Below are 10,573 nucleotides of genomic sequence, written 5' to 3' on the forward strand. Positions count from 1 at the left end.
AAAAATCCATTTTCCACCAAGGTTCGTCTTAATCTCGCAAAATCTAAAGTAAAAAGGCTACATATTTTTGATGTTTCTGTTTCGCGATAGTTTTTTCCTATTTGAAATGCTTCTGCAATTTTTGTAAGTATATCTTCTGTTTCTAAATGGCGATCGCTAAAATTTTCCATATTTCGTACATTTTTATCTTCTAGCGCTTGCCATAATTTATCGATTGCTTGAAATCCCTTTGTTGTGTTTTGAATAAGACTAAGGTTTAAAAGGCGATTAATAGATTTGTGAATGTTTTTGGTCTCTGAATTGACAAGTTTGAGGATATCAGAAAGAATTTTAGCACCAAGTATAATAACAGTATAGACAGCGCGTAGTGTCGGTGAGGTCATGGCAGAAATGAGCGAATTATAAGAAAAATGATTTGGCTGTATTGCACATGGATATCAATAGAATATTATTCGTGCAGAATGTAGCTACCTTACGCTTGTCTACCCCATAATCCTTTAAGCTATGAGACAATTTGCAACGGAGTTTACAGAGCAATCTTTAAAGACCGTTTTGAGCTTTTTTGCCGCAGAGTGTGTTACAAAATCATAATTGAGCCATTTATGGCGAAGTGTTTTAGGCACTCTTGTTGTGCCACCGGTTGCAAAAATTATATGTGACATGGAAGCTGCTTATTTTTTAGTTTGCATGAGGCACATGCAAGAAGCAAAGGCGGAGGCACCAACAATCATGCAAAAGGTGAAAGCGATGTGATTGTTGAAATGGCTGATGATCCATCCACTTGTCCATGAGCCGGCAGCTTGGCCAATATTTGAAATAACAAGAATATAACTAAAAAGAACACTGGCAGAGAGAGATGAGGTTGTTTTCCCTGCTTGATAGTATATCTCTGGAATCATGACAGATTCATAGACACTGTAGGCAATTAATGCAGTCACAGCGGTAAAGACCCCACCCATGAGGAAAAATGAGGAGAAACTTCCCATAAGCCATAATAGGTAGAAAGTTGATTTATCAGAAAGGCTGAGATGTTTATTGATTATTCCTTGCCAGATACAAATACTGATGCCAACAATTGAAAAGAAAATTCCACTATAAGGGGCGAGATTGCTGTCAAATTTACTGAGAAGTGTTGTGGTGGTGATGAAAATTCCCATGAGGAATGCACAAAGCAAAGCCGTGACCAGCAAATAAGCAATAGAACGATTATGTATTATTGTTTTTAAAGAAGAAAGAAGAGCTTTTTTTGTTTTTTTATTCTTTTCAAGAGATAATGTTTTATTTGGGTAATGATAAACAATTTGAATGGATAGAACACAAAGATACAAACCAATGAGTGCAAAAAAAACCATTAAGAAGGTTGATGCGTTGTATTTTATAGCACTCGTTGCAACAAGAGGGGCGATAACGACAGCAGCATTTTGAAAAAAAGAATAGAGAGTTAATGCGCGTTTAAGAGCATTTTCATTGAGATGTTCTGATAAAATTTCTCTCAAAAATGGCTTTGAAATTGCTTTCGAAAAAGCCATTAAGGTAAAAAAGATCAACCATGCAGAAGGTGTGAGCGATAGGATAATGCACACAAAAGCGCTACTCCTTAAAATAAAGGCGCTAGCCATTAAGAGTTTACGCGAAAATCTTTCTAATAAACCTGTTGTGGTTACCATGAGAATGCTTTCAAGGATTACCGATCCAGCGAGATAAAAAGCAACATTGGCAGCAGTTATGAGAGAAGAGTTTCCAAGCAGAGGGAGTACAAAGAAAAAGGAAAATTCAGAAAGAAAAACTGTGCTATAGATGAAAAAAGGAATTTTATTTTTGCCCATGGAATTTCCATAGAAGTGTTGTTAAATGATCAAAGACATTTTGTTGTATCTTTTGAGGAAGTTTTGCCAGCCCTATTTCTGCTGTGCACATTTCGTTGAAATAGTCTCTTTCTTGATTCACTAGCCAGTCCAATGCAAGAATATTGTTTTTTCTACGATGTTTTTAGAAATATCGAGCATTTCAGGATAGAATTTTTTCTTGCCATATGCGGTTATAAAAGCTGCTTCAGTAAGAATCGTATTTTTTCCGCCGCGTGCAACATTTCCAATATAACCGTCTCCTTGAGGTGTGCGAAATTTCACAAAACAGAGTTTTCCTGATATGAAGAAAAATCTTACATCCTGTGCATCCTTTACAAAAGGCATTAAAAATATTCAGAAGAAGAAGTTGAAATCAGATTTCCTATACTCATTGTATGTTGTAATCCATCTGATTTAATGACACCAAATCCCATTCCTGAGCTAACGGGTTTGAAAATGAAAGATTTATATTCTGATGAAACAAAAGATGTGATTGTAGGTACTGTTTGTTTATGATAGCCACACATCGTGAATGGAAGCACTGGAGCTCCTAGCTTACGTGCTAATGCCATTTGCGCAATCTTATCCCAGTCAAGATTTTCTATGCCATAAATGCATTCGTTAAGAAGGTGTGTACCACTTATCCTAAAATAATTTCTTAATGTGAGACTGATGGCTCTTGCTTGTGGTTTAGATCTGCTTTGGATAAAATATATGCAGAATGATCTTGATTCAGTGGAATACCTTGATATAAAAAAATAAATTCATCTGCATGATTTGCTTTGATAAGGCAGTCTTCTAATTTTAAAAACTGGAATTTGATGCCTCTTTTATTAAACTCTTCTGTATATTCTGAATAGGAATATTCTATATCTTATGCGTTGGCATATTCTTCTTGCGCAACAATCCAATAAAGTTCCATTGCTAAATCCTTTTCATGACGATATTTGATGGAGAGAAAATATTTTAATTATTTCATCGACTTTGAGAATGTATAAAGCCGCTAACGATTGATATTGGTGTTGAGTGCGTTTCTTTATTATTTTAGCCATGAGCTGATTAAAACGGTCTTGTGGTTTTAGTTGCGTTTGCATGATTTAGAAGAAATCTTTTCTATGTGTTGGTTTCAAAGCCATAGGCTTTAATTGTAATATTGCGGACGCATTTTTATAAGCTGTTATGATCTCAGTAAGCAGAGGAAAGCTCTGTCAATTCATTCATATTTGCTGCAAATGTTTCGAGGTCATGTTTAGTGTGTGCTGCTGATATCGCTACGCGAATAATGCTTTTCTTTTTAGCCACTGTTGGATACATTGCCGCTGTAACCAAAAAACCGTGCTTTCTTAAATTATATGAGGCACTTATCGCTTTGTCTTCAGCACCCATAAAGATAGATCTAATGGGACTTAGCGGTTCCTGTACCTCAATGTTGGAGACTCTTTGATCAAAATAAGAAATATTTTTATGCAGTTCACGTTGAAGTTGGTTAATTTCTTGTGAAAGATGAATATCTGCAGAAGCAAGGCAAGCTGCTATTCCTGGGAGAGAAGGTGGACCACTAAAAATATAATTAAGCGCATATTTCTTAATAAACGATGCAGCTTCTTTGTTGCTAAATGATGATGAACCACCATGAGAGCCAAACGTTTTTGACAAAGAAGAAATTAAAATAAGATTCTCTTCGTATTTTTCTAATAAATGAAGTGTATAACCACAGCCGTTTTTTCCTATGATTGAGGTGCCATGTGCATCATCCGCATAATAATATCCACCGTAGAGTTTTGCTAATTTGGTTAATTTTTTAACGTCATTTGCTCCTCCTATAGAACCGAGAGAGTCAGATATCAAAACAGGCGTTCTATTTTGTAATTTACTTTCCTGTAGGTTTTTCTCTAGTGTTGCAATATCTTTAAATGGGATTCTTATATAATTTCCAAATTGTTCAAGTATACCACGTAAAATTTGCACTGATGCGTGCGTTTCTTTATCGATAATCCATACAACACCATTTGCTGTTATAGGATATCCTGGAAGTTCTCCTGAACCTAATATGGGCATAACTGCAAGATGGGTTGCACCTACGGAATTAAATATGACAGAGTGGGAATCAAGAAAAATGGTGTTTAGCTTTAACTCAAGCTCATCAAATAATATACATTTCACATGCGTTCACGCAGCTGCATATTGCACACCAAATCTCTCTACGGAAGACTTTATGGCATTACTTAACGCTGGATGACGTTCTAGCCCTAGATACGAACATGACATAAAATCAATATAAGTCTTTCCTGATTTAGCAACAATACCGCGCCCGGATGTTCGCGTAACAATCGTAAGATCATTGAGACCTTGATCCTATATCTTCTCCTGATGGGTTTGACTGTTTCTAACCCTATTTAATAATTAATTGACATCTCGCACTCTTGTTCCTCCCCATTGCATCTCTTGCGAAGAGAGCACGCTAATCTCATCTCCATAGATTGTTAACATATGAATGGGATGAATGATTTTGTAACCTTTTAATGAAATTATATTTTTTTAGTGGAAGGTTATTCATTCTCTTGAAATAGAGAAGAAAAACGATAGCGTTCGCTAATCATTTTTCAATTCTCTTTTAGCGCATGCGTTGATATTTGCCTCCATGGCGTTGTAAAAAACCTCTCTCAACAAGAGTGCGTCGTAATCGGGCAAAGTCTATCGTAAAGAGGTTGCATATCTTGGAAACTTCCGTTTCGCTATAGATTTTTTCCTTCTGAAAGGCTTCACCAATTTTTGATAGCATCTCTTCTGTTTCTAAATGGCGGTCGCTTAAATTTTCCCTATTCCGTTCATGTTTATTTTCTAGCATTTTCCACACTGTCTCTTCGGCTTGAAATCCTTCTGTTGTGTTGTGAATAAGTCCAAGATTCAAAAGGCGATTGATGGATTTGTGAATGTTTTTGGCATCTGAATCGACATGTTTGAGGATATCAGTAAGATTTTTTGCACCAAGGATGATGGTGGCATAAACAGCGCGCAGTGTCGGTGATGTCATGGCAGAGATCAGTGAATTGCGGGTATTGCGTTTGTGAAGGGTTTCTTTTCCCATGGGCAAAAGATCGTTGCGAATGGGAAGTTCATTGATTTCTATGAGTTCTGCTTGTAGTGATTGTGCGCGTACAATTTGTTCGGCTGGGGTGCGTTTGCGAATAATTCCCAGACCACCTTGGCGATATTTGTGGTTTTCGGGGAGTGTTAAAGCCTCATAGGAGCCATCAAGCCGATAGAGGAGTTCTTCCCAGATAGGGGTTCTAACACGTCGAACCCGTTGTTCGCCATTGAGAGCAATTGTTGTTATCATTGTTGGTTCATGCAAACAAAGATAACCACCAGGTGTGATATGTTCCCAAAGGGTTAGAACAAATCGTACATCATCTGCGGGGGTTCCTGCATCAATCCAAGCAAAATCTATTGGCGCCCAAGATTTGAGGGTGCTTTCATCAAGAGAGAAAAAATTTTCATTGATAAATGTTACAGTGTCTTTTTTAATGCTATCTTTAAGAAGTTCTTGCCATGCTTCTTCTGCTGATTGACCTTCTACTGTAAAATCATCAATTGTGATAAGCCGTGGTTCGTAATTCTCAAGGACTCCTGAAGGATCAAGCAACGCTGTGCGCTCTTCCCAAATGGCGGATTCTAAAAGCTTTTTATCTTGTTGCCATGATAATTTCGCTTTTTGAAGTGCTTTTGCGATAAAGCGCGTACTATCACCAGCACCGATTTCAATGACTGTGCGCGGTCTTGCCATTTGAATAAGCGTATGGATAAGTTGAGCACTATTTTCTGTTCCCATGCCAGGTCTTATCAGCTGCATCTTTTTATCCTTATAATGTGAGCAATCGTAGCATTCCTGCTTTTACAAGAAACTTTATTGAAGCCTCTAGCGGGTATTGAAGATGCATTGGTGTGGCAGCTTTCTGCAAGAGATGTTTTGTTTTTTCATGAAGCCGGATTGTGCGCCCATTAAGTTGATTAATGGCAAGAGTGCCAAGAGGAGAATCGATGATACGACATGTTGTCTCTCGTAAAAGAGCTGTTGCATCATTTTCTGAAAAGGCTTTTTGATCTGTTTCGATGAGACCGTGTCGTAGCAGTGATATCAAAAGACTTCCAGAGGCAAGAAGAGTACCATTGAGTTTGATTTCTTTTAAGGATTGGACAAGGCAGCCTTCACGAAGTGCTTCAAATATGGGAAAGTCGAATCCGCCAAATGTCGCTCCTTTTGTAGAAACAATGGTGATGGGTTGTATTTGCCGTTTGCCAATGAGTGCTGGTTTGTTTCTCGTTATCTGTACGTCCTTTGCCCATTGAACGCGTGATAAAGGATTGAGTTCACGTGGGTAGACAGCGAAAGAATTGATGGCTATAGGTGGTGTTGGTTTTTGCAATTCAAGTGTGTGGATGCTTTCATTCAAGTCATGTAGCATATAGTCTGCCAGTTGCCATACATAACCACCTGTTCTATTGTAAAAGTTTAAGCCTATAGGGTCTTGTTGCATGATGTTAAACTGTTTTCTTCTGCTTTGAAATATCAAGTTTTGGCAATGGTTGTTTGCTGGGGTTGTTTGTTCCTCCACACGAGAATGGTTTATCAAAATCACATTGCTTGGTATGGGGTTGCATGGGAGATACAATAATTTGATTAGGTGATGATTTTTATGCCATTTTTGGGCATGGTTTTTTTCGAGAGAAAAGATGGCAAAGTTTGCTAGGCATTATCCCATTCCTTTTTTTGCATAGCGCGGTTTAACGTAAAGCCTAATAGGCCTGCGATCATGGTGGCAATGCCAATGATAAATAGTGTGTATTGGGTGTGATGCACTTTTACAAAACCAGCTCCTAGAAAGCCAAGGCACACCGCTGTTTGTATGATGAAGATATAGGCGGGCATTTGGTTGTTTCGGTGTTCTTTCTGAATGGCTTTCATCATAAAACTTGCCATTAGAGCATTTTGTACGCCGTTTGCACCACCAAGGATGAAAAATGACAGCATCATTAACCATACAATGTGTGTGAGAGAAAAGCAGAAAATTGCTAAGCCAATGGTTGTGGCAGCCAGTGATGCACCAGCGGCATTGCCAAAGCGATGAAAAAGGCTGGAGAAACAGAGTGGACCAACCACGAGGCCTAGACTTATCATGCTTGTGATTACCCCATAGGTTTCAGCGCTTAAGTTGAGATCGGTACGAATGCGGACAATCGATAAGACGTTGAGAGCAGAGGTGAGGATGATGGTGATGATGAGGGGAGAAAGAGCATAGACAACATTTTTTTTACGCAAGAGCCCTCTTAAATCTAGTCCCTTTTTGGCTTGCTGTGTTGTGGTTGTTGGCATATGTATGTTTAAACTTTTAAAACAGAAGAGAGTGATAAAGGTTGCACAGAGAACCATGATAGATAGTGCAAAGAGCCCTTTTTGCCCGTTTGAGAGACCATATAGCACACCTCCTAACAGTGGTCCTGCAATGTAGCCAAGATTACGGACTGTTTGGATAATGCGGTTGATATGGTCTAATTGCCGATCATTTTTTGCGAAGTCAGGTACAGCAACAAGGATAGCAGACCAAAAGAGTGAACCAGCACACCCTAGTGCAAAAGAAAGGGCAATATAAACCAAAAATTGGTTGGCGATTGCAGCTGTGGCTATAAAGAGTGCTTCAAACAATAAAACAATGGGTACTGTTCGCGCTGGTTGGAAGCGATGCAAGAGGCGTGGTGCAATTGGTCCGGCACAAATTGCCCCGACAAGCCCTGCAAACAGCAGCATTGAAATAGATGCTGTGCTTTCTGCTAAGTGTAGAGCAAATGTAACTTGTGCTGTTTCATCGGCAAAGCTGCTAAAGCCCAAAACAAGGAAAAGTCCCATTTGGGTAAAAATCATGGATTTTTTCTTTGTCACAATGCTCCCCAACATGCTAAAGCTTTTACAGCTTTTAAAATTTCCTTCTGTGCTGTGTCATGTGGTTTATCATTTAATTTTGCTAGATCTAATTTTTTTCCTGATGAAAGTTGAGAAAGGAAATGTTCTAGATGAGAGCTATACTCAAAACTGGCGCAATGCCCATTTGCTGCGATGAGGAGTTCTTTTGTTTCTAGTAAGGGCACCCATTGGAGGGTTGCAGATGCGCGAAGAGTGATTTCATTTTCAATCTCAGAGACGTCAATAAGGGGGCGCTTGACACATAAACGTGAACTTGTATCACAAATTAATTGAGAAACCAGCATATGGCGTTTTAAGGTACCATTTGCGATGGCGGAGTTTAGTGCAGAGTGTTGAAAAGCATTATCAGGGTTTAAATTTGCTCTTCCTGATGCGCGGATATCATGTCGCGTTCGATCATCAAGATGGAGTAAATGCGTGACATAATTTTTATGATGTTGTGCATCGTGTGCTGTTTCCCAAAAAGCAATATTGATATTTGCCGCGATATTTTTTCCAGTTTCAGCAACGTGGAAAGCATCATGGGGAAAGTAGGCAACACGGTCTGTACGGTTTTGCAGCGCAATTGCTGTTAATTTATGCGCTTCATATTCAGGATATTTTAGCCCTTGGAGGTCTTCTCGTGTACTGGGCCATGCAAACATTGTTTTGCCATCCTGTAGAGTAAAACCAAAATTATGAGCGTGATCCACATGTATCCCAACATGGGTGGAGGAATATCGGCCGATGAAGCAGTCAATATCCACGCGCCCACCAGGCCTAAAACCTAAAGAATGAGCTAATTGATCTGAAAACTGTTTTGCCACATCCCATAGAACAGGGGTTGCAGCGTATAATCCATAATACATGACCGCCCATTCTTGTCCTTCGGCATATTGGTCAACGCGGGCAGTATATTCTTCTATAGTTCTATCCGTATCTAAAACAAGAAAGTTTGAAAGAGGACGTGGACTCCGCACTCCATTAACCACTGTTACTACTTCGGATTTAGGATTAAGAGCTAAGAGTTTATGAGGATGTAGAGCGTATTGTCTTAAAGCATTCAAAACATCTCTTTCATTGAAAGGGATGTACGAAATTGACAATTCAGCTGCTTGCTTAGCCCAAATTTTTTGAGAAAAGCCCTCTGAAAATAACTGAAACATGCACTTAAATAAGCTTAATTTTTAAAGATGGATGGATAAGCAGATTTGCATCAACAATACATCATTAAACTTCCAGCGAATCATTCATATTAAGCTCATCAAGCTCACTTTGATAAATTTGAATATCGTTACGCTGTGCATACTTAGTAAGCATTGCAGTTGGCACAACTTCATCAGCAGCCAATTCAATAACATTTTTTACTTTATTAAGTGAAATATTCATATATTTACCCCCTTATAGTTGATAAAATACAGATAATTTAAATATAAAAAAACTACCAATTTCTTACACTTAGCATGGATTTATTTTTTGTCAAATGTCATGTTGATTGCAAAGAGCATTTTAAATAAGAGGGCTGAATTTTAGAGTAATTAAGAAGAATTTACAAAAAAAGCTGCACCATGTGTGCAGCTTTTTATTGGTTTTATACTTTTTGAGCTATAAGTTTTTAAAGCATGAAAGTGTCCTTACGGCTTCTATAACCATAATAGCCAAAAACACTGGAAATAATGGCGCCTACCAGACTTCCTAAAAAGCCCCACCACCCCATATTGGAGGCTGTTTTTGTGGCTTTAGTTGCAGTGTTTTTTGCTGCCTTGATCGTATCCTCAAGATTGTCTGAGAGTGTTTCTGCCTGTTCTTCAAGGGCTTTGATAGCTTTTTCGGTTTTTTCCTCTGCGCTTTGATAGAGTTGAACAGCATGGTTGGCTGCTGTTTGTGCATCCGCACGGGTCATGCCATCCTTCATAAGCGCGTTGATGATATCACTTCGATCAAATTTTGTTGTGAGATCTTCTACACGATCAGACAGGCGCTCACCAAGATTTTTTAAAGTGGTGCGATAGTGAGACGGATCATTTTTAAAAGCTGTTATCGCAGAACCAATATCATTGAGTGCAGCTTGATAGGTTTGTTTCAAGCGATTAGCATTGAGAGCAGGAATATCGCTTTTATTGAGAAGGGAGTGCAATTCACTACCAAGTTGGTCAAAATTGATATCATTGTCACTATTTTTTGCAAAAAACTTTTCAAGACTTTCACTGTTTAATTTTGCAAGTATAGGGGAAATATTGTTTTTTAGGCTTTCTACGGTTTGTTGGACCATGGAGCTGTTTTCTAAAGCCGTTTTAGCTCCTATCTTTGCTGTACTAGAAACCACGTGGATGGCTTGGAGGGTCATCAGCAATGTTATGAGAGCCCAAGTGAGAAAGCCATGAAGAATCCCTGATGATTCAGCAAAACGTCCAGCTACAAAGCCTCCCAAGGCTAAGCTAATCAGTGTAACGATAACGGAACCCACGCCAAAGGAGAGGAAAGAGCCTTCAAATGGGGATGAAGAAGTGAAATCCATTTGGCTTAAGCCTAAAGCTGCGACCAGAAAAGAGAGGCAGATTGAGGTGGCAAGAGCCGTCACCAGTCCCGCAAAGATTGCGGACCATGAAATGGGTGTGTGAAAGAATGAATACTTTTCTTCTAGAGTTGTTTCTCCTAAAAAATTCGTATCAAATGGTGTGTTTTCAGGAATGCGAGTTTCCATGTTTTATCTCCTTGAATATGCTGGAGATACAATGCCTTTTTGCTAATTATGTTCCAAAAGGGA

At 38.8% G+C, this 10,573-nt stretch carries 12 protein-coding genes (1 of these 12 cut by a window edge); all 12 read right to left on the reverse strand.

What is annotated here, in order from left to right; genetic code table 11:
* Window positions 1-383: the 5' portion of a DUF2087 domain-containing protein gene (locus tag ACFINO_RS07950; protein WP_375634985.1), read on the reverse strand. The gene continues 37 nt to the left of window position 1, outside the view; 383 of the gene's 420 nt are visible here — the first part of the coding sequence; it begins with the start codon at window positions 381-383; its stop codon lies beyond the left edge, outside the window.
* Window positions 384-497: 114 nt separating this feature from the next.
* Window positions 498-662: a hypothetical protein gene (locus ACFINO_RS07955; protein WP_375633262.1), complete on the reverse strand. Its 165-nt coding sequence runs from the start codon at window positions 660-662 to the stop codon at window positions 498-500.
* Window positions 663-671: 9 nt separating this feature from the next.
* On the reverse strand, window positions 672-1,826 hold the full coding sequence (locus ACFINO_RS07960) for an MFS transporter (RefSeq protein WP_375655387.1): 1,155 nt from the start codon (window positions 1,824-1,826) through the stop codon (window positions 672-674).
* 120 nt (window positions 1,827-1,946) lie between these two features.
* Window positions 1,947-2,129 carry a hypothetical protein gene (locus tag ACFINO_RS07965; RefSeq protein WP_375618742.1) on the reverse strand — a complete coding sequence of 61 codons (183 nt, stop codon included), beginning with the start codon at window positions 2,127-2,129 and terminating at the stop codon, window positions 1,947-1,949.
* 62 nt (window positions 2,130-2,191) lie between these two features.
* The gene (locus tag ACFINO_RS07970; RefSeq protein ID WP_375655388.1) at window positions 2,192-2,419 is read right to left on the reverse strand and encodes a hypothetical protein; all 228 of its coding nucleotides are present in this window, start codon (window positions 2,417-2,419) and stop codon (window positions 2,192-2,194) included.
* Between the two features lie 613 nt (window positions 2,420-3,032).
* Window positions 3,033-4,010 (reverse strand): aminotransferase class I/II-fold pyridoxal phosphate-dependent enzyme, encoded by a 978-nt coding sequence (locus ACFINO_RS07975; protein ID WP_375655389.1) that lies wholly within the window; start codon window positions 4,008-4,010, stop codon window positions 3,033-3,035.
* Window positions 4,011-4,461: 451 nt separating this feature from the next.
* Complete coding sequence (locus ACFINO_RS07980) at window positions 4,462-5,700, reverse strand: DUF2087 domain-containing protein (protein ID WP_375655390.1); 1,239 nt, start codon at window positions 5,698-5,700, stop codon at window positions 4,462-4,464.
* 10 nt (window positions 5,701-5,710) lie between these two features.
* Window positions 5,711-6,385 carry a hypothetical protein gene (locus ACFINO_RS07985; protein WP_375655391.1) on the reverse strand — a complete coding sequence of 225 codons (675 nt, stop codon included), beginning with the start codon at window positions 6,383-6,385 and terminating at the stop codon, window positions 5,711-5,713.
* A gap of 209 nt (window positions 6,386-6,594) precedes the next feature.
* A complete protein-coding gene (locus ACFINO_RS07990; RefSeq protein ID WP_375655392.1) occupies window positions 6,595-7,785 on the reverse strand; it encodes an MFS transporter in 1,191 nt (396 codons plus the stop codon).
* The gene (locus ACFINO_RS07995) at window positions 7,782-8,972 is read right to left on the reverse strand and encodes a hypothetical protein (protein ID WP_375618736.1); all 1,191 of its coding nucleotides are present in this window, start codon (window positions 8,970-8,972) and stop codon (window positions 7,782-7,784) included. The genes ACFINO_RS07990 and ACFINO_RS07995 overlap by 4 nt, the downstream gene beginning before the upstream one ends.
* A 64-nt stretch (window positions 8,973-9,036) precedes the next feature.
* Window positions 9,037-9,195 (reverse strand): hypothetical protein, encoded by a 159-nt coding sequence (locus ACFINO_RS08000; protein ID WP_375618735.1) that lies wholly within the window; start codon window positions 9,193-9,195, stop codon window positions 9,037-9,039.
* A 226-nt stretch (window positions 9,196-9,421) separates the two neighbouring features.
* Complete coding sequence (locus ACFINO_RS08005) at window positions 9,422-10,510, reverse strand: DUF3792 domain-containing protein (protein WP_375655393.1); 1,089 nt, start codon at window positions 10,508-10,510, stop codon at window positions 9,422-9,424.
* Between the last annotated feature and the right edge of the window lie 63 nt (window positions 10,511-10,573).

The organism is Bartonella sp. AA83SXKL (assembly GCF_042196965.1).
Lineage (GTDB): Bacteria > Pseudomonadota > Alphaproteobacteria > Rhizobiales > Rhizobiaceae > Bartonella.

What these genes read in the sequence shown, in the direction of transcription:
- ACFINO_RS08000 (WP_375618735.1), bottom strand. Translation starts at nt 9,195, where the DNA reads ATGAATATTTCACTTAATAAAGTAAAAAATGTTATTGAATTGGCTGCT.
- ACFINO_RS07955 (WP_375633262.1), bottom strand. Translation starts at nt 662, where the DNA reads ATGTCACATATAATTTTTGCAACCGGTGGCACAACAAGAGTGCCTAAA.
- ACFINO_RS07985 (WP_375655391.1), bottom strand. Translation starts at nt 6,385, where the DNA reads ATGCAACAAGACCCTATAGGCTTAAACTTTTACAATAGAACAGGTGGT.
- ACFINO_RS07970 (WP_375655388.1), bottom strand. Translation starts at nt 2,419, where the DNA reads ATGGCATTAGCACGTAAGCTAGGAGCTCCAGTGCTTCCATTCACGATG.
- ACFINO_RS07960 (WP_375655387.1), bottom strand. Translation starts at nt 1,826, where the DNA reads ATGGGCAAAAATAAAATTCCTTTTTTCATCTATAGCACAGTTTTTCTT.
- ACFINO_RS07995 (WP_375618736.1), bottom strand. Translation starts at nt 8,972, where the DNA reads ATGTTTCAGTTATTTTCAGAGGGCTTTTCTCAAAAAATTTGGGCTAAG.
- ACFINO_RS07980 (WP_375655390.1), bottom strand. Translation starts at nt 5,700, where the DNA reads ATGCAGCTGATAAGACCTGGCATGGGAACAGAAAATAGTGCTCAACTT.
- ACFINO_RS08005 (WP_375655393.1), bottom strand. Translation starts at nt 10,510, where the DNA reads ATGGAAACTCGCATTCCTGAAAACACACCATTTGATACGAATTTTTTA.